Genomic DNA, 24436 nt, shown 5'->3' with positions numbered 1-24436 from the left:
GGAAAGCTGCCAACTTCGCCAAAGGGATTGAAAAGCACGTCCATAATAGCAATTTTTCTCACCATTACTCTTGATCTTTATCATTGGGCCCAAATTGACACCCTTTGAACAAAGCAATGCCTGCGGGAGGCTTTTTGCAGTAAAAATACGCTGTCGCCCCTTTGGCGCGACTAGCTTGCAGCTCCAACGGTCATTAAATTTGTTCGGTTACCGTGAATCTTCTGGAAACGAACGGACGACAACGCTCGAATTTGCAGCGAAAAGTGTTGATTTGAGTCAATGCTAGTTGCTGCAAGTTCACCCATACTGACCCCTCACAAAGGAGGGTGTGCGACATGTTCAAAATAATTGTGGTTGGCTTGGATGGATCAGAGGCGTCAGAAGCAGCTCTACACGTAGCCTGTGATATCTCAAGCAAATATGGCTCCCAAATTCACCTTGTCCATACACCTCAGCCGCAAACCGTGGCTTTCGCAATGGGCGCTGTTGCTGGCTATCACGCCGTCACGACAATGCCTTCAGACGAAGAGGTTCAGCAGGCAGCAGACAAGATCATTTCCGCGGGCAAAGAGATTGCCAAAGAATACAATCAGACAGTTTCGCAAACACATACCCAACGCGGTGATCCGGTCGACGAGATCATCGCATGCGCCGAGCAATGCAAAGCTGACCTGATTGTGACGGGCCGCCGCGGATTGGGAAGCATTGGTAGCCTGATTCAAGGGAGCACCTCTCAAGGCATCAGTCGGAATGCCACTTGTGCGGTTTTGACCGTTGCCTAAATTTCAAACTTGGTCCCAATCGGCACAAAAACGATGACGATCAATAAGCTCAGCATTGAAATCTCGTGGCAGAATTAAGTTTCGATGGCTACCCCGTGACGCTGAACTCCCTACTGTGAAAATGGAGTCAGATATCCACTGCTTCATGACGGTGGCACGAAAACGGAGGCTGAAACAGAGGTCATTGGGGCCTGTGGCGATGACCGGCAATTAAACTGTGTTAGGCGAAACGACCCGAACTGTGGTGGAACAGATGAACTTCCCGTTTTTTTACGCATTGTTTCAAGGTCAGAAGACAGGCTGTAAACTACCTGCCAACGTAGATCCGTTCTAACTCTGGAGCCCGACATGAACACCTCGTCCCTGTTCGACGCTCATAAACCCTCTGAAATTGCAACATTAGTTGAGACTGCTGGGGTCACAAAGGCAAAGTTGCCAATGGCACCCATGTTCGTTCTTGCGATGCTGGCCGGGGCATTCATAGGGTTTGGCGCAGCGGCCTATACGATGGCGGTTACTGGCGCAGACAGCGCTGCGGGGCCGATCCGCGTTCTGGGTGGCGCGGTGTTTTCCCTGGGCCTTATCCTGGTGATCGCAGGTGGTGCAGAATTATTCACCGGCAATGTTTTGATGGTGATCGCAGCGGTCGACCGCAAGATACCACTGCGACTGCTGTTTCGAAGCTGGGGCATCGTCTACGCCGGAAACTTCGTGGGCGCCCTCGGGCTTGCATTGGCCTTCTCTCTGACCGGCCTGCTCGAGGGGCCGATGGGCAATACCGCCGTGGTGATAGCCGATGCCAAAGCGGGGTTGGAACCGATGGAGGCCTTCGCCCGTGGCGCACTGTGCAACGGGTTGGTATGCCTTGCTGTTTGGCTGTCCTTTGCCGCCCGCAGCGTCGCCGGCAAGGTTCTGGCCGTTTTGTGGCCCGTCACTGCTTTTGTGTTGCTGGGACTCGAGCATTCGATTGCGAACATGTTTTTCTTCCCGCAGGGTTGGGCGGCGGGGGCAACTGTGCCGGTTTTCTCAGCGGCGACCAATCTATTGTGGGTTACTCTGGGCAATATTGTCGGCGGGGCGGGAGGAGTCGCCTTGGCCTACTGGTTTGCTTACCTTGGCGCTACTAAAGGGTAAGACCCACTTCTTCGATCACTGCGCCCGCCAGAACAAAACGATCGGTTTCAGTTGGTTTTGAAGGCGTTGTCTAATTGTGCAGCCCACAACAAGCTTTTCCTGCACTCAATAGTCTAGATGCCAGGAGCATGGTTGTCTTCGTGGTCGATATCGGTTGTCGCATGATGGTGCAACACAAGAGGAAGCGGCACAGGCTTGCCTAAGTCCGCTGATCGGGATGCGAGTCGGTTGATCAGTCAGATATGAGAGTTGGATGCGGAGGTGACTCACCGACCACGAGGCAAGGAGATGGCGCATTGGCTGATGACGGTGCCGGGAATTGGGCCGTTCTTTGCCACTGCACTAGTTGCCCTCTCGTTCCCGAACTGGATTCTTCGCCAACATCTAAATTCATTGATCCTCGTCAAGATTGGAAAAGGCAAGATGTGATACAGTTGATGCCTAAAATGAGGGCTATCATGGAAGAATTAGTCGATATTGGAAGAACATTTGTTCAGGCGATGCGTGATCGCAGGGGCCTTGCAAATGTTGATGAAATGTATGCCGAGAACGCTCAATCCATAGAAGCGGTTGTGCCTCCGGTTCGACAGTTTCGCATCACCAAAGGCCGTGATGCTATCAAAGGGAAAAGAGAGGATTGGCTGGCAGCTCATGAAATCATCGAATTTGACGTTGATGGCCCTTATGTTCATCCCCCAAACCGCTTCAGTGTGCGATATAAGGCTGTCGTAAAGCAGAAGGAAACTGGGCAACGTATCACCTTGAGTGAGATTGCAGTTTATTCAGTAGCAGACGGAAAGATTGTACTGGAAGAGTTCTTCATGTTGCCGAAGTAGCAGCGGCAACCCGCAATACTGACGCAGTGTTGATTTTATCCGCACGCTGGAAGTGTGACTTGTAAGTGCTTTGACACGATGGATGGACAATTGGGCATTTGTTTCGACCGCGTGATGCTTGCCCATGCGCAACAATTCCGTCAGTTCGGCGCAACCGAAATCTAAAGTCACGCCGTGAAATCCGCATTGAGCCATTGATGCGGGTTAACAATCAGACTGCTGCGCCGGCTTTCTACCCGAGTTTGGCCTGAACAACCCTCTAAAGGGCTCTGTTTGATCCAAAACAAAGCGTTTTGCGGGGTTTGAGATAACGTCACCTAGTAGCTTTAACCGCGGTACGCCAGATCATGAAAAAGAATGTGCGCGCAATACTGATCGTCGTAATGCTCCTTCTCGCAGGTGCGGCGTTGTACATATTCGTTTCAGAAGACAGCAGTGAATTGCCAGTTGGATTTGTACAGGGCAATGGACGGATAGAGGCCGAACAAGTGGAAATTGCCCCCACCTTCGCAGGGCGGGTTGCACAGGTTTTGGCGGCAGAAGGCAACTTGGTTGTTGTGGGTGAACTGTTGGTCGAGATGGACACCGATGAACTGTCTGCAGCGCTTGATCGCGCCAAAGCCGAAGTAGCATTGGCGCGTCAAGCCAAGGCCGAAGCCGAGGCTGTTGTTGTCCAACGAGAAAGCCAACAGCGTCGCGCGGCGCAGGAACTGGAACGGGCAAAGGCACTGTTGGCCGGTCAAAACATTTCGATGACAGTCTTTGAAGATCGCGAAACCGCATTTCAGGTTGCCGACGCCGTTCTGGGTGCCGCCAAGGCCCGGGTTGCAACCTCGGACAGCCAGATCGCGGCTGCCGAAGCCGAAGTGCGCCGGATCGTCGCCCAGATCGAGGATGCTTCGCTTGTTGCCCCTATGCCGGGGCGCATTCTTTACAGACTGGCTGAGCCCGGTGAAGTTGTTGGCGCGGGTGAGCCGATCCTTACGCTTCTCAGCTTAGAGAACGTCTATATGGACGTGTACCTGCCCGCACGCGAAGCGGGGTTGCTGCCCATCGGGGCTGAGGCGCGCATCGTACTTGATGCCTTGCCGGATTTTGCCGTTCCTGCAACCGTCACTTTTGTATCTCCCGAAGCCCAGTTCACTCCAAAGCAGGTAGAGACATTGAGCGAGCGTGAACAGTTGGTCTTTCGCGTTCGGGTTCGCATTCCTGAGGATCTGATCACAGAACGGATCGAACATGTGAAAACCGGCCTTCGCGGTATCGCTGTGATCAGGCTTTCTTCTGACAGTGTATGGCCGGAATATCTGGAAAGGCGGATTCCACCCGAACTGTTCGAATGAATTCCCAGGCGGGCCCATCTGATTTCTGCGTCAGTGGTGTCACGCATAAGTACCGCCAGCGGACAGCACTCGATAACCTGTCGCTTAACCTGCCGGTCGGTCAGCTTATTGGGCTGATCGGGCCTGACGGGGTTGGCAAATCAACGGTTTTGGGATTGATCACCGGCGCGAAGAAGCTTCAATCCGGTACAATCAATGTTCTCGGAGGCCCAATCGACGACCGCGCCCATCGTCACAAAATCTGCCCAGCGATCGCATTTATGCCGCAGGGGTTGGGCCGGAACCTCTATGCAGAATTGTCGGTGCGCGAAAACCTTGAGTTCTTTTCGCGTCTCTTCGGACAAGGGCAGCAGGAGCGTGACATCCGGATCGCAGCATTGCTGTCGGCAACCGGGCTTGCGCCATTCTCTGATCGGCTGATGGGAAAACTCTCGGGCGGCATGAAACAGAAGCTTGGGCTGTGTTGTGCACTGATCCATGACCCTAAGCTTTTGGTTCTGGATGAGCCGACCACCGGCATCGACCCACTGTCGCGGCGTCAGTTCTGGGCGCTGATCGACGCGGTCCGAGAGGCTACACCCGACCTCTCCATACTGGTTTCGACAGCTTATATGGAAGAAGCCGAACAATTCGACTTTATCGTCGCGATGGATGCCGGGCGCGTGCTTTTCCATGGTTCTCCGGCAGAATTGAAGGGGGAAGCCAGCGATCTTGAAACGTCCTACCGGCGGTTGCAGGCGCACGGAGATCCCCTGATCGCACCAAGGAAAGCGCCCACACATCACCGTGAGGCAGACCCAGTGATCACGGCACGCGGATTGACGCGGCGCTTTGGCGATTTCACGGCAGTCAATAACGTCGAATTCTCGATCAACCGTGGTGAGATTTTCGGCTTCCTCGGGTCGAACGGCTGCGGCAAGTCGACCACCATGAAAATGCTGACAGGTCTTCTGCCCGCAAGTGACGGTGAGGCGCTACTGTTCGGAAGACCGGTTGATGCACGCGATCTGAGGATGCGTCGCGAGATTGGCTATATGAGTCAGGCATTCTCGCTTTATGGCGAGTTGACCGTTCGGCAGAATCTCCAGCTACATGCCCGCATCTTTGCGATCACGGACCGCGATAGGCGTATCGATGAACTGGCAGAACGCTTTGGCATGATTGCACATATGGACATGCTGGCCACGGCGCTGCCACTTGGCATCAAGCAACGTCTCTCCCTGGCGGTCGCTGTGATCCACCGACCTCGCGTACTGATCCTGGATGAACCAACTTCGGGGGTGGACCCTGAGGCGCGCGACTCGTTTTGGGCGTTGCTGATTGAGCTTTCGAGAGATGAAGAAGTGACGATTTTCGTCTCGACCCATTTCATGGCCGAAGCAGAGCGCTGTGATCGGGTGTCGTTCATGCACGCGGGCCGTGTTCTGGCTGAGGGAACACCGGATGAGTTGATCGCCGGGGCACAGGTAGACAGTCTGGAAGAAGCATTTGTCACGGTATTGAAGGCAGCTGACCCTCCGGCACCGGTGAAAGCTCCTGAGGCATCGGTTCATGCCCTTGATGACAGCGCTGGCGGGGGTATCAGGCGCACACTGGCATACACGAAGCGTGAAACCATCGAGATTTTGCGCGACCGCGTGCGTTTGGCGTTTGCGTTCCTGGGCTCGGTGATCCTGATGCTGGTCTTTTGCTATGGGATTACGCTGGACATCGAAGAACTGGATTTCGCGGTACTGGATTTGTCACAGGGGCCAGAAAGCCGCGCCTACATTGCAGAGATTTCAGGATCGCGCTACTTCAACCCAACGCAGCCACTGACGAGTATCAATGAGGGCCATGAACGGCTGGCCCGAGGAGATGCCTCGCTGGTTGTCGAACTCCCACCTGACTTTGGGCGCAAGATCCGCTCTGTTGAAGCAACGGACGTGCTTGCAATTGTGGACGGCGCAATTCCGTTCAAAGGCGAGACTGTAGAAGGCTATGTGGCGGGGCTCCACAATACCTTTTTGGCGGCAATGGCCCGCCAAAACGGTGTGCATCCGGTCGAGATCGCCCATATCGAACCACGCTTCAGGTACAACCAGAGTTTCGAGAGTATTGCCGCAATGGCCCCGGCCATGCCTGCGATCCTTTTGATAATGTTACCGGCAGTTCTGATGGCGGTCAGCGTCGCACGTGAAAAAGAGTTGGGAACAATCACCAATTTCTATGCGACGCCAACGACGCGGCTTGAGTTTCTGGTTGGCAAGCAAATCCCTTATATCGCAATCGCGTTCGCCAATTTCCTGCTCTTGGCTGGAATGACGGTCTTGGTTTTTGATGTACCGCTCAAAGGCAACCCGGTTCCTCTGGCAATCGGCGCGTTGCTGTATGTCTGGGCTACAACATCCTATGGGCTACTCATTGCGACCATGACTTCAAGCCAGGTGGCCGCTACCTTCGCCACCGCGATCGCCTCGGTCGTACCTACGATTCAGTTCTCCGGGTTGTTACAACCGGTGTCAACGCTTGAAGGCGGCGCGCAGACAATCGGGTCGCTCTGGCCGTCATCCTATTTCCTGCATCTGAATGTCGGTGCCTTCACCAAAGGGCTGGGCTGGGATGCGCTTGCCCCTGATCTTCTGGCCCTGGCCTGTTTCGGACCGGTGCTGACGTTGATCGCTGCCCTTTTACTTCGAGCGCAGGAGAAATAAATGCAACGGTTGTCCTGCATCTTCTGGCTTGGCTTGAAAGAAATGATGAGCCTTCGGCGTGATTGGGTGATGATGGCGCTGCTGGTTTGGTCATTCACGCTGGCACCCGTGATGGAGGCGACGGGGGTTTCGAACTCGGTCAACAATGCCTCCATTGCATTTGCCGATGAGGATGGCTCGCCCCTTTCACGGTCTCTTGCCACGGCGTTCTTCCCTCCGGAGTTTCAACCCGTTGTCCAGATCGCACCGGGTACCGGAGCCGAAAAGATGGATGCCGGGCATTTCCTGTTTGTGGTCGCGGTGCCACCAGGGTTCGAGAAAGATGTTCGCGCCGGGCGCACGCCGGAAATTCAGGTTCTGATTGATGCGACGGCGATGGAACAGGCCGGGATTGGCGCAAACTATATCGTCAATATCCTCAGCGCCGAGATCCGTCGCTTTGCCATTGGCGCGGACCTGGCAGAGTCATTGCCCGTCGATATCATCATGCGCAGTGCGTTCAATCCCAACCGTGATACTGTTCGTTTTGCCGGCATCGTGGCGCTCATCGGCCAGATCATGTGGCTGACCACAATCCTCACCGGTGCCGCAATGATCCGCGAGCGTGAACATGGCACAATTGAACACCTGCTTGCGATGCCGCTTACCCCGTTTGACATTGCGATGGCCAAGATTTGGGCAAACGCAGCGGTGGTTCTTGTCGCGGCCGCCTTATCGCTGACCTTTGTTATGCAAGGTTTCCTGGGGATCAACATCGCGGGGTCGAAGGTGTTGTTTCTTTTTGGCACCGCCCTGTTTCTCTTCACAGCAACCGCACTTGGGGTCTTTCTTGCAACGATTGCGCGCTCAATGGCACAGTTCGCGCTTTTGGTAATGCTGACTGTCCTTCCGATGCTGATGCTGTCAGGAGGAGAGACACCGATCGAGGGGCAGCCCGACTGGCTTCAGGTCGGAACATCGATCCTTCCGTCCCGCCATTACATGTCCGCCAGCCAATCCATCATCTTCAAGGGGGCGAGGTTTGAGACGGTCTGGCCAGAGTTCTTATGGATGGCGTTACTCGGCGCAATCCTTCTGGCGTCAAGCCTGATGCTTTTCAGACGCTCGGTGGCGCAATAGAGTCAGATCAGTTTACCCCTTGGCCTGGACGTATGATTGGAAATGCGCCTTGTTTCATTCGGAATACTGATACGGCCGGGTTGTCCTTTTGGCGCGATACCGAGGACGCTTGCTTGCGCAAGATCAAGGTAATTGGACGCGTTTTTTGCAATAATACCGCCTCCCCCCAATCGCACTAAAGGAGGAGGATCAGAAAATGCTTGAAGACAAAAATACCCCGCAACTGTTTGCTGGAACACATCCGCTCTCTGATAATTTTCGACGCGAAATGGAATCCATGATGTCGCGCTTTTTCGGGGGCGCAGCGCCATTCCTTCCGCTGGAGACAGCCGCGCAACGCACGGGCTTCCCGTCGTTGGACATGACGGGTGCGATTTCGCCGGCGATTGACATCCACGAAACGGATACAGCGATCGTTCTCACGGCTGAATTGCCGGGTCTCGAAGAAGACGACGTCGAAGTCGAAATCAAAGACCGTAGATTGACGCTGCGGGGCCAGAAGAATGTTACGCATGATGACACAGGCGATCTGCGCGTTAGCGAGAGAAGCTATGGCAGTTTCACTCGGACAATGACGCTGCCTGATGCAGTCGATATCGAGGAGATTTCCGCTGCGTTCGACAAAGGTGTCCTGCACGTCACGATGCCGAAATCCGAACCTCAGGATCCCAGCCGGAAGATTAAGGTCTCATCGAGATAGGCGCAATGGAGGCGCACGCGCAACCTTCATGGTCCGGGCAGCATGCGCGGACCTTTGGTGTTCTTAAAACGAGCACATTATTGCCCACCATAGCGGTTTCACTGCTGCGCATGATAATGTGCCAATAGGGCTAGAGAACTGAGATGAACAATGCGGACGCCGGACAAAAGCGATGTGGAAAGTGAAACGGGCGATGTCCGTGCATTTCTGGAGAGCTTGACGGGGCCGTCCCGCGGAACCGTTACCTGGCTTGTCGGCAACGCTTTGGCTGCTTCGGTGGGTCCTGATCGTATCCTGAAGTTCAGGCGGAAAGAGGATTTGCCCCCGCATGACGAAGACGTGGCGACCATTCAGTGGTCGCAAGGCGGTTACGCGCTAAACGCGTTGCCTGGCCGGGATATTTGGGTCAATGGTCAAAAAACTGCTTCGGCAGTTCTTGGGCATGGCGACATGATTGAGTTCGGTGAAGAGGGGCCCATGTCGCGCTACAGGGTGTGTGACCACTCATTCCCTGCACATCACACGGTCGAAGACATAATAAGTGACGCTTATGTGTATGCGCGCTCCAGCCGACGACCCTTCACCAGAAAAATGTCCGGTGCGCTGCGCGAAGGCGGGCGTCGGCTGACATCACAAACCACGGTTTTGTTCAGGGTTACCGTTATCGGTGTGCTTCTTCTGATCTTTGCCTTTGGCTATTTGCTTTTTCAGAACGACCGGAAGCTGGCGGACAGCCTTAAACAGGAGTCTCTCAAGATCGAGGCGGTTGCTGTCATGCTTACGCAGACGCGAGAAGATGCACTGACGGCGGATGATCTGGTCGCGCTCAGAGAAGCGTTTGACAACCAGGTGATTTCCACCGAGCAGCGCCTTGGCACTTTGGAAGAACGCGCTGGTGCGTCAAGGCGAGTTATCACAGCCTCGACGCGATCTATTGCCTTCATCCAGGGTGCTTACGGATTGCGACAGACCGAAAGCGGCAAATTGCTGCGGCATGTGCTTGGCCCGGACGGGGAGAAACTAAAAACTCCATTCGGAAAACCATGGATTGAGCCAGATGCGGAAGGCGCGCCGGCAGAATTTCAGTTCACCGGAACCGGGTTTCTATTGCAGGACACCTCTCTTTTGGTGACCAACCGTCATGTCGCCTTGCCCTGGACGACCGGGGATCGGGCGCAGGCCCTGAAGGCAGCAGGGCTTGAAGCCGAGATACTTAGCCTGCTGGCTTATCTTCCAGAACAATCCAAGCCAATGGAAGCGGTATTGCTTAGGGCAAGCAAAACGGCCGATCTGGCGCTTCTGTCCGTTGATGCGAACCGTGTTCAAGGGCTTGGACTCTCACTGGCACCTCACCCGACGCGAGCAGGTGAAGAAGTTTTCTTGCTTGGATTTCCGACTGGCCTTAAGGCCTTGATTGTGCAGGCTGGGCCGGATTTTCTGAAAACGCTTGAGAGAGACGGCGCCGTCGATTTCTGGACTATTGCAAAACACCTTTCAGAGCAGAACAAGATCAGGCCTCTGGCCAGCCGGGGGATCGTCGCCCAGACCAGTCCCGGTGCAGTCGTTTATGATGCTGAAACCACAACCGGCGGAAGCGGCGGACCTGCCCTGAACCGAAACGGCGAGGTGGTTGCTATCAATGCCGCGATCTTACCCGAATTTGGCGGCTCGAATATTGGCGTTCCGGTGTCACACCTCAAGATACTTCTCGATGAAAGCGATTGATCCGCATATTCAATCGCGCGTCTGATAAGGCGAGTTTTGCACCAGAAAAACCACAGCCAGTGGGATGATGACAGAGATCAAGCCCACGGTAATCAGCAAGTTCCCCAAGTGGCTATAGTCAGCGACGGAGGCAACAGTACCCGTTCTGGGATCGGTAACCGCGCGGTTAACGGTAAAGATCTGATTCAGGTATTTTGTACCGAGACTGCTTGCTGACAATGCCATGTTGGTGAAAGACGCCATGACCGCAAAAAAGGTAGCCTTCAGATGTGTTGGGGCGTTGCGCGCGATCCAAGCCAACATTGGGACCATCGCGATCTGACCCAGCGGCGACTCAACGGCTGTGTCAAGAATGGCGATAAACCTTGCATCCACGACCCCACCTGTGCGCGCGGCCGTCCATTCATGCACCCCGTAGTACAAGGCAAGGTTTGGCAGGGACAGCACTCCGGCGGCAATCGTGAGTAACACTACAACCTGCGCAATCGAACGACTTGCCATAAACGGCCTGAGGATAATCAGGCCAAGCAGAGCAAGTAGTGAGGTCAGAAGCGCTAGAATGGCCAGGAACTGTTCGTCAAACCCAAGCTCGTCGATCTCGAACCAGATCAGGCCCGGTCCTGGCAAGGGAACTGCTCGAAAAACGAAAATGATAGTTGCTGTCCCGATCAGAACTTTGGCCTGTTTCGACTCCAGCTCTCTCAACAAACGCGACATGAGGTAGAGAATGACCGTGAGCGACACCGCAAAAACGGTCTCTTGCGCGAAGGCAAAATTTGCGGTTCCCAACACTATGCTGAGAACAACAAACGCAAGTCCGCCCAGCAGTATCGGCCACCTGACTTCGGTGGTTTGATCTGGTCTGTGCAGAAGGTGTCCTCGACGAACGAGGCGACGCTGTATCAGAGCGTGAAGAACCACTCCACTGACAGACAACAGTGGGATAGCCAGGGCAATGAGATAGACCCGACCGTAGAGAACCAAACGATCGGCTTTCTCCAGATTTTCCGCCCCCGAAAAAATCCAGATGTTAACCGCGGCGACCCCCGCAAACCCTGATATGATCGCAATCCTGCCGAGGGTCTGCATGGTGGTGTGCCGGGCACGAACTTCGTCCTGAATAAACGCGCGTCCGTCTTGGTCCGATTGCGGCACTGCTTCGACTGTCATGGCGTCAGCAACGACATCCTGAATGGCATAACCTGAAGGAGCCAACATCAAGGCAACGACGTACCAATCCTCAAGTGGCATAATGCCGGCCATTCGGTCAGGCGCAGCCACAAGCCTGTACATGATGAGCAATGACGCCGTGATAAGGGATGCGCCAACAACAATCAGCAGGGATTTCCAGCGCCAGAACAGATCAACCAGATGACCCAGCGGCATTTTTAGAATCCATGGCAACCCGGCCCAGAATGCCAATCCCGCAACAAAAGCGGCGGATAGATTCAGATAGTCCTTTAGAAAAAACGCACCGACGACGGATGTTAGCCCCGAAACCCCGGCCGCAAAGTAAACCATCAATGGTGGAAGGTAAGACCATTGCAATTGCGCGACTAGATCAACGAAAGTCCGGTGCCACCAGCCTGAAATCCGCCTTCCAAATGTTGATTGGTCAGTGTTCATGCGTCAGTCGGACCCCGTTCTGGTGACCCTGTGCTGTCGGTTTTCCTCTCAGAGAAATCCGGCACCAAAAAGCAGAGCGCTGGTCAGCACCCCAAGGATTGGTACAACAAGAGGTACGCGGAAATGTTCCCGAGTTGACCCTGGCCGGGACTTCAGCAATATCAGCGAGATGTTGACCAAAACAAACACTCCCAAAACGATCTGGGATGTGCGTTCCGCTAGTATGCCGATTGGCAAAGTTTGCGTCAGCAGAAGAATTATCGCAACTACCAACAGGGTTGCGACGACCGGTGTTTGGGTAACCTGCGGGACAGTCGCCAGTATTTTCGGAAGATGATCCCGGTCGGCAAGACCATAGATCACCCGCGACGCCATAATCATCTGGATCAAGACGCCATTGACTGTTGCAACGACTGCGACTGCGGCGAACCCTTGTTTTATTACTTCGGGTGCGTCGAAGAAAACCAGCGTGAGTGGGGCGGCCGAGGTCGACAAGGTATCGATAGGAACAACGAGCAGGACCGTGATCGAGGTCGCTAGATACAAACCCGTCGCCAGAACGAGCGTCAAAAGGATAGCCTTTGGAATTGTGTGGGTTGGGTCTTTTACCTCTTCTGCGACGTTTGCCATGTCCTCAAAGCCGACAAAGGCAAAAAAAGCCAGCAGAGATGCCGCCATAATACCGCGCCAGGTACTGAGCTCGAGCCCCGGAATCATCTCACTAATTTCATGGCCTTGCGGTTCCTGCACAGACATGCCCCAGCCAATCACAAAAAGAAGCCCCGCGATCTCGATGACCGTGATTACGGCTGCCACAAAAACCGATTGTGTAATGCCCCAGAGTGCAATCAGCCCCATGACCGACACAACGCAGATCGTAAGCAATGCGGTGCCAAGCCCCGTCAGGGTGTGAAGGTATGAGGCCGCCCCAATCGCAACAGCGGAGGCTGAAATAATCCCAGACGCAGCAACGGCAAGACCGATTAGAACCGCCATCCAGCCCCTTTGAAATCCCGCTTCAACGTATGCCGCTTCTCCCGCGCTTACGGGATAGCGTGTCGCGAGTTCGGCGTACGACAAAGCCGTCAGCGAAACGACGAGCGCTGCAACAAGAAACGAAACTGCAGCATAAGGGCCCGCGGCCTCGGCGGTTGCGCCGACGAGCACATAAATTCCCGCACCGACGGTAACACCGAGCCCATATAATGTAAGCAACGGGGTGGTGAGAGAACGTCGGAGTTTAGGGGACGGTGGATCAACTGTATGCATTCACCTCACTCCTTGATGAGCAATTGCCGGGTTACCGAAGCTGTGCCGCAAACAAGCACCCCGATGATAAACCAAGGGCTCATCACCGTTCATGCCGAGCTTCTTCTGAAACATTCATACTTTGATATGTAATTCTTTATTTGGCATTGATCTATATCATCAGGCGCTAAGACTGATCAGAGAGGCAGATCCGAATGCTGCGACCGTCGTTTCGTGATGGTTTTTCCCAGTTGATACTCAAAGGTTGAATATGAGCGAGATCAATGAAGCATTCATTCGATATCGCGTATTTTCAACTCGAAATGCTGATCTCGGAGGAGGAACAGATGCTAGTTTGTCGCGGACTTCTTTTGTCAATATTTGCTGCAAGTGCTGCACTGGCGCAGGATATTGACCTTCAAAATGGGCACGATCTCTACAGAACCTATTGTTGGCAATGTCATGGTTTCGAGGCCACCGGAGATGGCCCAATGGCGGAGATGTTGGCGATAAGGACGCCCGATCTGACCAGGCTTGCGGTGCAAAATGGCGGCGTTTTTCCGACTGAGGCGGTGGCGCGTCAAATTGACGGTCGCGCGCCACTGCTGGCACATGGCGGGGAAATGCCCATTTTTGGTCCAGCATTGGATTCGGATAAAAAAGTAGCGATTTCCATGCCTGACGGCCAACCGATGATAGTCGGCGTGCCACTGGCGAATGTGATTGCGTATCTTGAGGCTATACAGACCGAATAGGTTGGCACAAAGTTCACCCTAGGATTGCAGGACACCTCTACCACGTTTGCCGGCGCTGGTTGATTTACATTAAGGCAAGTTTCCTCGATCTCAGTTAATATTCAGCATTTAGAGATGAGGAGGAATCTCCGATGCCTGAAGAGAAGCCAAAATCAAGTTACTCCAACCCACTTGTCGATATCTTCAAGCAGATGCAGCTATCTACTTCAGCCAATCCGTTTCTGGGCGCTCAGCTTGAGCAATTCTGGGACATGCAGGAAAAATCGCTGAAAGAGGCAGAGGCCTTTGCTCAGCATTGGTTTGAGAGGCGTCACGAGGCTGTGCGAACCGCGCTGGAGGCTGCGCGCTCGGCGTCTGCTGCAGACCCGACTGATCCGGCTAAAGCGCTGCAATCCATAGCAGAGTGGCAGAAGCACTCAGCCGAACGCCTTGTGGCTGACGCTCAGGAATGGTTCGAAACAGTTGCCCGATGTGCAGCATATGCAGCGGAAACAGAAGTCGAAGCTGTGGAAAAGACAATGGATGATGTTGCAAGCACAGCTAAGAAGGCGGGTAAATCTCCGAAATCCGATCCGGTATAGAGAGCCGTATCACCGCAGAGGTCGGAACGATCGCAGCTGGAGCAATGGAAGGTAGCTCATATGTATAAAAACATTCTGGTACCAGTCGCACTGGACAAAGATCACGATACACAGGCCTCAGTTGAAGCTGCTCGTTTGCTGGCGAATGCCGATGCGGAATTCACAGTGCTTCATGTGCAGGAACCGATCCCTGCATATGTGGCATCTCAGATACCCGAGGAAGTTCTGGCAAATACGCGAAAAGAACTTCAGGAAAGCTTACATCGGAATGCTGCCGACCTATCGGGTGCGAAACCGCGCCTTGTCTCGGGGAGTGCTGGCCGCGCGATCGTTGACTTCGCAAATGAAAATGACATCGATTGCATAGTGCTGGCCTCACACAAGCCGGGGATCGAGAACATTTTTATTGGGTCAACTGCAAACCGGGTCGTTCACCACGCCAATTGTTCTGTCCACGTGATCCGCTGAACCGGTTTCTGGTAACGGCCGCACGTCGATTAAGCGTTGTGGATGAGTCGATTTTCCAGACCCGAGTTGTTTTACGATCGTCACACGCTGCATGACCATATGGAAATGGATGGCGTTGACCGGCTCAATGAGCGGGTCCGACTGAATGGATTGCGAAAGTTGAATTCGGTGGAATGGCAAAGCCATGCGCAAACACTTACTATTTCAGCGGGTAGATCCAAACGCCGATCTTTCCTCGTCTTCCTCTCAAATCTTGCACTCCGGCGGGAACCAATCTTTTGATTAAAGATTGCCCGACCTTGTCTGTCGGACTTATTGCCTCGATCAACAAATCGCTAACCGCCAAAGAAGCATTTAGTTTCCGGGACAGCTTCTCAAGCCTGCTTGCGACGTTCACGGTATCGCCGATGACACTGTATTCAAGACGGCGTCGGTTTCCGATGTCACCCGAGATAACGGGACCGAAGTGGATGCCAATCCAAATGCGTACCGGAGGAAGCCCTTCGGCACTCCTGTCACGGTTCCAGATGCTCAATGCCTCAAGCATGTCAAAGGCGCATTGAAGTGCGTTATTGGCGTCGTTCTCACCGGGTTCTGGTGTCCCGAAGGTCGCCATCAGCCCGTCGCCCAGATATTTGTCCAGTGTGCCTTCGTTCTCGAAAACTGCCTTGCCCAACCTGTCATGATACCCGCGCAAGAAATCAACGACATCGCCGGGGGCGTCGCTCTCGCACATGGTGGTAAACCCAGTTTCACCAAGTCGCATCCGCGAAGCTTGCTATCAATCGCCACGTTGAACAATGTAAGATCGCGCAGGTTGCCCGCCAATTCGAGCCGCGCTCGGATCGCCCAGACCTGTTTCGGCAACAGCGGTCGTTTCTGGCCAATGAACCGGCCCTTGTTCCAGGCTCTTCGTTTAGGGGTGACAGCGGGAAGTTGAATTCTTGGCATGTTGGGCCCTCCAATCCTCCCGCCAGGCCCAGACATCAGCACTGCGCTGACACCTGAACTTTACAGTTGGTTTGAATGGCCGTTGTCCGATTGCTTGTTCTTCGGGAAACACTGCGGGTGCATTGAGCTGGTCTGAGCCCCAGTCTTCCAGATGCTGCTTAACGCTTGAAGAGGCGCTAAACGCAGAGTTCGTACATTTTCCTACAAAGGCTAATTCAAGTGGGTCAGTCTTTGCGGTTTTCGTTGCTTCAGCAGCGCAATATTGATCCCGACGGTGTAACTCAGCAAATCGTTTGGTTCGGCAAGAAATCTCATGCTGTAATCATTGAAGACCCGACAGCATCATGTTGAAGATGTTGCCGGGTCGCTTTTGACCCTCTGCGGATATTTATTGAAGCTTGATGTTCAAAATCACGCTCGTCGCCTTACAACAGGAACCCTCCACCTGCTTGTACAGACTGGCCTGTGATCCACCCGGCACGCTTATCGGCAAGCAAAAGAACCGCGTTTGCGATGTCTGCAGGTTCACCGATGCGACCCATCGGTGTTTGAGCGATAATCATTCCTAGCATTTGTTCATTTGACTTTACGTCTGCCGTTATTTCCGTGTCTGTAAGTCCGGGTGCGACCGCATTGACCCGGATGCCCATTGGACCGAGTTCCGCAGCAATGAGTCTGGTTGCGTGGTCCACAGCTGCCTTTGACGATGCGTAAACCGCAGCGCCAGGCATCATGCCGCGCGCGACTACCGAAGAAATATTGATGATTGCCCCCTTACTGTTGGCAAGATGGGGGGTTGCCTCGCGGGCAAAAGCCAGCGGTCCGAACACGTTGGTTCGGTAAATGCTTTCGATATCCTGGTCACTGGTTTCAGACAGTGGACCCATCTTTCCGGTTCCAGCATTGTTGACCAAAACATCCAGCCGGCCAAATTTGCGGATGGTCTCCTCGATAATTCGGGCCGGTTCGCCATCTTTGCTGACATCCCCAACAATAGCGTAGGCTTGCGGCCCAAGTTTCTGAGTTGCTTCTTCAAGAACGGATTGTCTGCGACCGGTAATAACCACCTTCGCCCCATTGGCAATAAAGGCAGATGCCGTGGCTTTCCCAATTCCCGTACCACCACCGGTGATAAGGATCACTTTGTTTTCGAGGTTTTCCATTTGCTTCTCCTGATTTTTTGCGAGGGGTATGTGCCTATCCAACCAACTTGGCGCTGGCTTCGGTCTGTTGTCCCGTCAGATGCGCAATCAACGCCGGGACGCTTGCTTCGAGCCTGATTTGGTCCCGGCTCATAGCACTGTGAAGCACGAATGGCGGCAGATAGGTCATGCCAGTCATAAGTGCCGTCTGTTGAAAGGGGGTTAGAAACTCGGACATGGAAAAGTTGTTGAATGCACCAGTCCGATAGCTTTCGACCGGTCCACCAGTGGAAACGGCAAGCACGAGCTCTTTTCCGTTTAGTTGGTTGCCACCGGGGCCATAGGCAAACCCGGCAAGCAACACCTGATCAAGCCACGCCTTGAGTACGGGCGGGGAGGAGTACCAGTAGAACGGAAACTGCAACACGACACGGTCAGCATTCCGAAGCAGGGCCTGTTCGACCTCCGGATCAAATTTCATCTCCCGCCCGCCGACGGCCATCAGGTCACGGGTTGTGATGCCTGCCACATCTGACAGGGCGTCAAACCACACTCGGTTGACCAATGAGGCTTTGAGGTTTGGATGAGCGGTCAAAACGAGAATGTTCATTGGTGATTTGTCTCTGCCGTCCGGGGAGTTGCGTTTACTTGTTGGCCAAATCTATATACTCCATCACAGACAACAATATGCCTGTTAACCATCTCTATGGTGTAGGAGATGCACCAATGCGCCTGCCTCTTTCCACTCTCGAAGTGTTCAATGCGATTGCTCAACACGGCAGCCTGAGTGCTGCTGCACAAAAGCTGGGGCTCAAACGGTCCACAGTAAGTCATCAGCTAAAGAACCTAGAAGACAGACTTGGAACTGCACTGTTCATTCGGACGACACGGTCAATCAATCTGACAGAAGCCGGGCGTGCTCTGGCGAGAAGCTCAGGCCCGGCATTTGATCAACTTGCCGACGGGCTTGAAAGCGCACTTACAGCAGGCCATTCAGCCCGCGGTACGTTGAAGCTCGCGATTTCCGAGATCGCCTATCATCTGGTCGTTCGCGAAGCGCTGGTCTCATTCCAGGAGCTATACCCCGAGATCGAGGTTGAGCTGCTGCTAACCGATGCTTTGTCGGATGTGCTTGGCGAGGGCTTCCATGCTGGTTTTCGTATGGGTGGCATGATTGCGCAGGATATGATTGCCATCTGCTTAACAAGTCCATTGCAAACAGCTGTGGTGGCAAGCCCGAAGTATCTTGCGGAGAATGGCACCCCAGAAAACCCAAGGGATTTGTTGGAACATAATTGTCTGCGCTACCGCTTCCAAAGCTCCGGCCAATTCGCCCCCTGGACATTCACCGGCCCTGAAGGTGAGTACGCCGTCGAAGTGGGCGGTAGCCTGATTGCAAACTCTTCGCCGGTCACGGTTGAAATGGCGGCCCGCGGGCTGGGAATAGCTTATACGTTTCGCGACACGTATCTGGAATCACTGGCATCCGGTTTAGTCGAAGAAGTCTTAGTCCAAAACAGGGTTTCCATCCCCGGCATCAATATCTTTTTCCCGCGGGAATACCGTTCGATGACACCACTGCGCCTCTTTATTCAACACCTGAAAAAGAACCGCGTTGGTGCTTAATCAAAAGGGCGCTATTGAGCTCACTCCAATGTCGTCTGAATTAGCACTAAGTCCGCGACCTGTGAGTTGGCGCATCCATTGTCGCCGCGCTGCGCAGGAACGACCGGTTCTTCAGACGCGTTGCTGTGCACAAGATGATGCGCACGCGGCAAAGTCTGTGCTGCGAGCGTACGCAGCGAGAAAATCAAATTCACAGGATGGGCTCAGTGCAGTCGTTCTCCGCGCGTTAAATGAAGGACTGCTTTTTATTTGTTTGGTTAGAAAATCTCGGATTCTGGAGTCTCAAAAATTGAAAACTCTAAGTAGCTGATTTTGTTGGAACCGCAGTCTCACCATTAAGGTGATCCGACAAGAATTGTCGGAGTACGTAAATAATGGGACTGAATTAATGAGACTCGCCTGCCATTGAATTCAACACCTTATGATTTCTGCGCTTTTAGAGTGTTTCGACGGTTCAAGCGCTTCAAGTCGACGTAAAACAGTAAGCCAATGTGCCTCTTCGCAACCTGGAAACCGGCGCAGTGTGTGTTACTTGGGCGTGATTGATCAGCAGAATACCCTGCCTCAGCGTTCGGCCCAGAGCCGACCTCCAGCCGCCAACCGAGATGCTGCGGTCGCAGCTCGCTTTGCCGCCATTCGCTGCACTAGCGAGAAAGGAGGCTTGTCGAACTCTCAAACTGCGGGCACTGCTGCCACTGGTATTATCTGATGAACATTCATTTAGGTAAGGATGGGCCGCGCAGCGAATTGGCGATAGCTATAACTGTTACTCGGCAAGAAGATACAACTTCAATTGCAGGCGCCCCCAGGACGTCACAAAATCACTAAGGACCTTAGGCATCTCATCGGGAAGATTGTTGGCCTCCCCAGGTTCGGTTTCGATCTCAAATAAAGGTCGTATTTGAATGAAATGTTAAATTACGCTCCTTCGCGCCAAATTCTCTGTTTTTGTCGCTCTGAAAGGTTTGTTCTCACACAAAAAAGTGCATCCATCGAAATGAGAAAGTAGCAAGTAAGGGCGACTTGCAACAATAGGTTTGCCATGAAGCTCTAGAACCATCACCTTAATCAGCCAATTATGCCTGGTACCAACTTGACAGCTATCCGACATGTCGCTCTGATGAAGAGGGAGAGTATTGGGGTAGAGCTCAACATGCGTGAATTTTATAGCGGTTTTCCGCGCGAATGCGGGATGTTAGTTCTTAGTCGCTCGGAGAAGTTTTCGCTCTACGCTGGCTCACATGACAAATCACATTATGTAAAGGCGGCTTCGTGACAGGTGTGATGAAGGCCTATGTCAGATTTGTGGACCGTGCCAACAGGACGATTGGGCGGGTCATCATGTATGGCATTTTTCTTATGATGGCGATCCTGCTGTATTCCTCTGTGTCCAAGACCTTCTTTGTCCCCTCGCTCTGGACCCTTGAAATGGCACAGTTTGCCATGGTCGCTTACTACATTCTTGGCGGTCCTTATGCGATGCAGATGGGTGCGAATGTCCGGATGGACCTGCTGTATGGAGAATGGACAGACCGCCGAAAAAGCCAGGTTGACGTGCTGACGGTGCTTTTTCTGATCGTGTATCTGGCCTTTTTATTGTGGGGAGGTTGGGACAGTTTGATGTATTCGTTCCAATATGGCGGCGAGAGGTCCTCGTCCGCGTGGCGCCCCTATATCTGGCCCATCAAAACGATCATGGTGGTTGGCATTCTGCTGATGCTGTTGCAGTCAATCTCGGAACTGTTCAAAGACATCTTGCGGTTGCGAGGACATGATATGGGTCCGAAAGATGATGAGCCGGTGCATATGGCCCCCGAAGACCTTGAAGGGGGACACCGCGGGTGAGCTATGAATTGATAGCCGCGCTCATGTTCTCGACCATGATGCTGATGCTGTTAACCGGGCAGCGTGTATTCGGGGCTATCGGGTTCGTAGCAGTGATTGCCGCCTTTTTCCTGTGGGGCGACAGGGGGGGCTATGATCTGGGGTTTGCGGCAGCGATCAAGGTCATGCGCTGGTACCCCCTGCTTACGCTGCCGATGTTCATATTCATGGGATACGTTTTGTCGGAATCTCGGATCGCGGATGACCTGTATCGTATGTTCCATGTCTGGATGGGCGGTCTTTCCGGCGGGCTGGCTATAGGCACAATCGGTCTGATGGTTCTGATCTCAGCCATGAACGGATTGTCCGTTGCAGGTATGGCGATTGGAGCGACAATTGCTTTGCCCGAATTGCTGCGCCGGAACTATGACAAGCGTATGGTGACGGGGGTCATACAGGCCGGTTCATCCTTGGGAATTCTCGTGCCGCCTTCCGTTGTGTTGGTCCTTTACGCCATGATTGCCCGTCAACCGGTCGGGCAGCTTTGGCTGGCAGGCGTTATTCCCGGTTTGATGATGGCCACGCTGTTCATCATCTACATCGCCATCCGCTGTCGCCTGAACCCATCGCTCGGCCCAGTGATGAGCGCCGAAGAACGCGCGCAGGTCACCTGGAGCGAAAAACTCCGCCTGCTGGGGGCTGGTCTGCTGCCCATAGGCATCTTTGCGGTGATGATGGTGCCCTTCGTGAATGGCTGGACCTCATTGGTCGAAAGCTCGGCCTTGGGGGCAATCGCGGCCTTGATGGCGGCGGTTCTGAAACGCCGCATGACGTGGCAGGTTTTTGAGACCTCGATCAAACAGACGCTTGGAATTACCTGCATGTTCATGTGGATCATCCTTGCGGCCCTTGCCTTCGGCGCGGTTTTTGACGGGCTGGGCGCGGTCAAGGCGATCGAAAACCTGTTTACGGTGCAGCTTGGTCTGAACCCGTGGATCATCCTGATCCTGATGCAGCTCAGCTTTCTGGTGATGGGTACGTTTCTGGATGACACCGCCATGCTGGTCATCGTCGCTCCGTTATACGTGCCGCTGGTCGGTGCGCTGGGGTTTGATCTGATATGGTACGGTGTCCTCTACACGATCACATGTCAGATCGCCTATATGACTCCGCCTTTTGGGTACAACCTGTTTTTGATGCGGGCCATGGCCCCGCCAGAGGTGACGATTGGAGATATTTACAGGTCCATCATACCGTTTGTGGCAGTGATGGCATTGGCTTTGGGATTGGTGATGGCCTTCCCAGACATCGCATTGTGGCTTCCGGGCATCGTCTACGGAAACTGAGCACGTAAAGAACGAGAAACCGGGTTAACCGGATCAAGTTCAATGAAAAGCACAGGAGAGGAAGACCATGACTACAAGACGTAGATTTTTGCGGACCGCCGCTTTGGCCGCGCCCGCGACGCTTGCTGCACCGGCTATAGTAAAGGCGCAGGCCCCCATCAAATGGCGGTTCCAGACCTATGCCGGAGGCGCGTTGGGCGAGCATGTGACCAAGCCTGCAATTGACTACATCAACGCCAATGCCAACGGCGAGCTGGAAATCGAGCTGTTCTTCGCAGATCAGATTGTACCCACGGGCGAGCTGTTCCAAGCGCTTCAGCGCGGAACAATCGACGGGGTTCATTCGGACGATGACTCGATGGCGTCACCGACACCGCTTCGCGTCTTTGGCGGGTACTTCCCCTTCGCGACAAAGCACATTCTCGACGTGCCGGTTTTGTTCAATCAATACGGGTTGGCGGACATTTGGCGCGACGAGTATGCCAAAGTTGGCGTTCAGTGGTTGTCTGCAGCTGGGCAAGACCCGTGCAACTTCAACACAAAGAAGGAAATTACATCGGTTGCTGATCTGGATGGGCTAAAACTATACACTTTCCCAACCGCTGGTCGGTTCCTCGCCAAGTTTGGCGTCGTGCCGGTGAACATTCCCTACGAAGACGCGGAAGTCGCCGTACAGACCGGAGAGCTTGACGGCATGGCGTGGTCCGGCATTACCGAGGATTACACGGTTGGTTGGGCTGATGTGACGGACTATTTCCTGACCAACAACATCTCGGGTGCGTGGATCGGATCTTGGTTTGCAAACCAGGAGCGTTGGGCAGAGCTACCGGATCACCTCAAATCCATCGTGATGGCGGGTATCGAAGCAGGTCACACCTATCGCAATCAATGGTATTGGGGCGGAGAAGCGGCACTGCGCGCAAATGGCGATAAGCTGGAATTGCGATCAGTGCCAGCGTCCGAATGGGCCGAGGTCGAGAATGCAGCCAAAGAGTTCTGGGAAGAAATTGCCCAGGAAGGCGAAGTGCATGAGAAAATCGTTGGAATTTTCCGAGAATACAACAGTGTGATCAACCAAGCCGGTGCGCCGTACAACTTTGAGTGATACGCTAAGAAGTGGCCTCTGACAGGGGCCACTTCAAATTCCTTTTTTTAGTATTGTGGCAGCCAGATTAAATATCGGAGCATTTTCTAACTGAAGGCGTTGCCAGGCAAGTTGCAATCAGTGTCAGTCAGGCCAGTAGAATTGTCTAAAATGCCGCGCCGAGTTTTCACCACTCGGCGAGAGTGCGGTAGTTAGTGCCTGACCATCGGTCAATGGTGATGCGACTGTGAAGCACCCGTTTCCCAAAAGACCTGTTCAGAAAACCTTAGTATAGCGAGCCGTTTTCCAAGTACGGTGATCTGATTGGTCGCCCCGTTGGCATTTCGGCGAGACAAAACCGCGCCGTTGTTTGCAATTGGTTATTAGGGAGGAGTTCAGCATGACGGACATTTCAGTAATAGGTCTTGGGTCCATGGGTACAGCGCTTGCCCGAGCTCAAATGAAAGCAGGCCGATCTGTAACTGTTTGGAATAGGACACCTGAAAAAGCGACCGCTCTTGGTTCCGAAGGAGCAACTGTGGCGGCCACTGTTTCTGAGGCGATATCTGCCAGTCCTGTAACGATTACCTGCGTAAAATCGCACCCGCAGACAATAGAAATCTTGTCCAATGCGGCTAATTCGCTGCCCAACAAGACCATAATCGAACTCTCAACTGGAGGCGCAGAGGATGCTGAAGACGTAGCGCAACTCGTGGAAAACGCTGGCGCCTCGTGGATGGTTGGCATCATCAATGCTTATCCGCATATGATCGGAGATAAGGATACCGTACTGTCGGTCGTTGGAACCGAAGAACAGTGGAAGATCCACGGTCCAATCATTAGAAATTTGGGCGGAAGCTCTGTCCATGTGGGTGACCAAGCTGGAATGCTGGCTGCACTCTTTGCGGGACTTTTTACAGTTCGCCAAGGTTTCATGTGGGGAATGATTTACGGAGCGCTGGCAGCGAAGAAGGCAGGTATCCCCATGCAAACCTTCTCAGATCTTGTGCCCATATCTATGGGAATGATGAAACCCTATTACGACTACTTTGCTGCGACAGCGCCTCAAGCCACCTATGACAACCCACCAGCTTCGATGAGTACTTACGCCGCAGCTTTGGAAGATGTTCTCGCTAGTTTTGAGGCTCTTGGCGCCCGGGATGAATTGCCCCGACTGTTTGTTGAGATGGCGCAATTGGGTATAGATCAAGGGCTTGAAGACAAGGCTCTCACTGCGATAATAGACGTCCTTGCGCAAAAGCAATAAGTTATCACAACGATAGAGCAAACCGCGATTTCTGCTTTGGGCTCAGACCGGCCTTGGAGGCGGTGCAGCATCCTGTTATCGTCCCTCGTCATCGTCGGGTTGTCGTTGTGGGCGTGCATAGCGGAGCGGAGGATCAGTTATGGAAACCCAGACTTACCTGCCATTCGCGCTCTTTGCCCGACCTGG

21 protein-coding genes and 1 pseudogene are annotated in these 24436 nt (G+C 53.6%); 16 read left to right on the top strand and 6 right to left on the bottom strand.

The genetic code is table 11. The annotated features are described in order from the left end of the window. Window positions 1–335: 335 nt before the first annotated feature. The 8 genes from ACR0B0_RS11870 to ACR0B0_RS11835 all read left to right on the top strand — a co-directional run bounded on the left by ACR0B0_RS11870 (window position 336) and on the right by ACR0B0_RS11835 (window position 10332). The gene (locus ACR0B0_RS11870; protein WP_480647933.1) at window positions 336–782 is read left to right on the top strand and encodes a universal stress protein; all 447 of its coding nucleotides are present in this window, start codon (window positions 336–338) and stop codon (window positions 780–782) included. Window positions 783–1130: 348 nt separating this feature from the next. Continuing rightward, window positions 1131–1916: a formate/nitrite transporter family protein gene (locus ACR0B0_RS11865; RefSeq protein WP_480647931.1), complete on the top strand. Its 786-nt coding sequence runs from the start codon at window positions 1131–1133 to the stop codon at window positions 1914–1916. A gap of 296 nt (window positions 1917–2212) precedes the next feature. Then, entirely contained in the window at window positions 2213–2752 is a 540-nt protein-coding gene (locus ACR0B0_RS11860; RefSeq protein WP_480647929.1) for a SnoaL-like domain-containing protein, read from the top strand. A 347-nt stretch (window positions 2753–3099) separates the two neighbouring features. Beyond that, window positions 3100–4095 carry an HlyD family secretion protein gene (locus tag ACR0B0_RS11855; RefSeq protein WP_170359684.1) on the top strand — a complete coding sequence of 332 codons (996 nt, stop codon included), beginning with the start codon at window positions 3100–3102 and terminating at the stop codon, window positions 4093–4095. Further along, complete coding sequence (gene rbbA / locus ACR0B0_RS11850) at window positions 4092–6788, top strand: ribosome-associated ATPase/putative transporter RbbA (protein WP_480647927.1); 2697 nt, start codon at window positions 4092–4094, stop codon at window positions 6786–6788. The genes ACR0B0_RS11855 and rbbA overlap by 4 nt, the downstream gene beginning before the upstream one ends. Beyond that, window positions 6789–7907: an ABC transporter permease gene (locus ACR0B0_RS11845; protein ID WP_170397480.1), complete on the top strand. Its 1119-nt coding sequence runs from the start codon at window positions 6789–6791 to the stop codon at window positions 7905–7907. A 196-nt stretch (window positions 7908–8103) separates the two neighbouring features. Further along, window positions 8104–8607, top strand: a complete 504-nt coding sequence (locus ACR0B0_RS11840; protein WP_480647925.1) for an Hsp20/alpha crystallin family protein — start codon at window positions 8104–8106, stop codon at window positions 8605–8607. A 150-nt stretch (window positions 8608–8757) separates the two neighbouring features. Then, the gene (locus ACR0B0_RS11835) at window positions 8758–10332 is read left to right on the top strand and encodes a trypsin-like peptidase domain-containing protein (RefSeq protein ID WP_480647923.1); all 1575 of its coding nucleotides are present in this window, start codon (window positions 8758–8760) and stop codon (window positions 10330–10332) included. 9 nt (window positions 10333–10341) lie between these two features. Here the strand turns inward: ACR0B0_RS11835 and ACR0B0_RS11830 are convergent, their stop codons facing one another. Both ACR0B0_RS11830 and ACR0B0_RS11825 read right to left on the bottom strand, forming a co-directional pair. Continuing rightward, on the bottom strand, window positions 10342–11958 hold the full coding sequence (locus tag ACR0B0_RS11830; protein WP_480647921.1) for an MFS transporter: 1617 nt from the start codon (window positions 11956–11958) through the stop codon (window positions 10342–10344). A 48-nt stretch (window positions 11959–12006) separates the two neighbouring features. Next, on the bottom strand, window positions 12007–13227 hold the full coding sequence (locus ACR0B0_RS11825; RefSeq protein WP_480647919.1) for an APC family permease: 1221 nt from the start codon (window positions 13225–13227) through the stop codon (window positions 12007–12009). 263 nt (window positions 13228–13490) lie between these two features. Here ACR0B0_RS11825 and ACR0B0_RS11820 point away from each other — a divergent pair, with 263 nt between their 5' ends. The 3 genes from ACR0B0_RS11820 to ACR0B0_RS11810 all read left to right on the top strand — a co-directional run bounded on the left by ACR0B0_RS11820 (window position 13491) and on the right by ACR0B0_RS11810 (window position 15010). Then, the gene (locus ACR0B0_RS11820; protein WP_480647917.1) at window positions 13491–13961 is read left to right on the top strand and encodes a c-type cytochrome; all 471 of its coding nucleotides are present in this window, start codon (window positions 13491–13493) and stop codon (window positions 13959–13961) included. 131 nt (window positions 13962–14092) lie between these two features. After that, complete coding sequence (locus ACR0B0_RS11815; protein ID WP_480647915.1) at window positions 14093–14542, top strand: phasin family protein; 450 nt, start codon at window positions 14093–14095, stop codon at window positions 14540–14542. Window positions 14543–14602: 60 nt separating this feature from the next. Beyond that, window positions 14603–15010 carry a universal stress protein gene (locus tag ACR0B0_RS11810; protein ID WP_480647913.1) on the top strand — a complete coding sequence of 136 codons (408 nt, stop codon included), beginning with the start codon at window positions 14603–14605 and terminating at the stop codon, window positions 15008–15010. Between the two features lie 199 nt (window positions 15011–15209). Here the strand turns inward: ACR0B0_RS11810 and ACR0B0_RS11805 are convergent, their stop codons facing one another. From ACR0B0_RS11805 to ACR0B0_RS11790, 4 genes and pseudogenes are all read right to left on the bottom strand, one after another. Next, complete coding sequence (locus ACR0B0_RS11805; RefSeq protein ID WP_480647912.1) at window positions 15210–15746, bottom strand: adenylate/guanylate cyclase domain-containing protein; 537 nt, start codon at window positions 15744–15746, stop codon at window positions 15210–15212. Window positions 15747–15757: 11 nt separating this feature from the next. Then, window positions 15758–15961: pseudogene (locus tag ACR0B0_RS11800) on the bottom strand (integrase); the annotation flags it as partial. 425 nt (window positions 15962–16386) lie between these two features. After that, window positions 16387–17124 carry an SDR family NAD(P)-dependent oxidoreductase gene (locus tag ACR0B0_RS11795; RefSeq protein ID WP_170350257.1) on the bottom strand — a complete coding sequence of 246 codons (738 nt, stop codon included), beginning with the start codon at window positions 17122–17124 and terminating at the stop codon, window positions 16387–16389. A 34-nt stretch (window positions 17125–17158) separates the two neighbouring features. Beyond that, window positions 17159–17713 (bottom strand): NAD(P)H-dependent oxidoreductase, encoded by a 555-nt coding sequence (locus tag ACR0B0_RS11790; RefSeq protein ID WP_170350256.1) that lies wholly within the window; start codon window positions 17711–17713, stop codon window positions 17159–17161. Between the two features lie 116 nt (window positions 17714–17829). Here ACR0B0_RS11790 and ACR0B0_RS11785 point away from each other — a divergent pair, with 116 nt between their 5' ends. The 5 genes from ACR0B0_RS11785 to ACR0B0_RS11765 all read left to right on the top strand — a co-directional run bounded on the left by ACR0B0_RS11785 (window position 17830) and on the right by ACR0B0_RS11765 (window position 24250). Next, window positions 17830–18729, top strand: a complete 900-nt coding sequence (locus ACR0B0_RS11785; RefSeq protein WP_480647909.1) for a LysR family transcriptional regulator — start codon at window positions 17830–17832, stop codon at window positions 18727–18729. Window positions 18730–20001: 1272 nt separating this feature from the next. Continuing rightward, complete coding sequence (locus ACR0B0_RS11780) at window positions 20002–20574, top strand: TRAP transporter small permease subunit (protein WP_425082651.1); 573 nt, start codon at window positions 20002–20004, stop codon at window positions 20572–20574. Then, window positions 20571–21899: a TRAP transporter large permease gene (locus tag ACR0B0_RS11775; protein ID WP_170350254.1), complete on the top strand. Its 1329-nt coding sequence runs from the start codon at window positions 20571–20573 to the stop codon at window positions 21897–21899. The genes ACR0B0_RS11780 and ACR0B0_RS11775 overlap by 4 nt, the downstream gene beginning before the upstream one ends. Window positions 21900–21966: 67 nt before the next feature. After that, a complete protein-coding gene (locus ACR0B0_RS11770; RefSeq protein ID WP_170350253.1) occupies window positions 21967–23004 on the top strand; it encodes a TRAP transporter substrate-binding protein in 1038 nt (345 codons plus the stop codon). Window positions 23005–23383: 379 nt separating this feature from the next. Continuing rightward, window positions 23384–24250, top strand: a complete 867-nt coding sequence (locus tag ACR0B0_RS11765) for an NAD(P)-dependent oxidoreductase (RefSeq protein ID WP_480647907.1) — start codon at window positions 23384–23386, stop codon at window positions 24248–24250. Window positions 24251–24436 lie beyond the last annotated feature (186 nt).

The sequence above is a fragment of the Ruegeria sp. BA12 genome (assembly GCF_056539625.1).
This window is presented reverse-complemented; position numbering and strand designations above follow the sequence as displayed.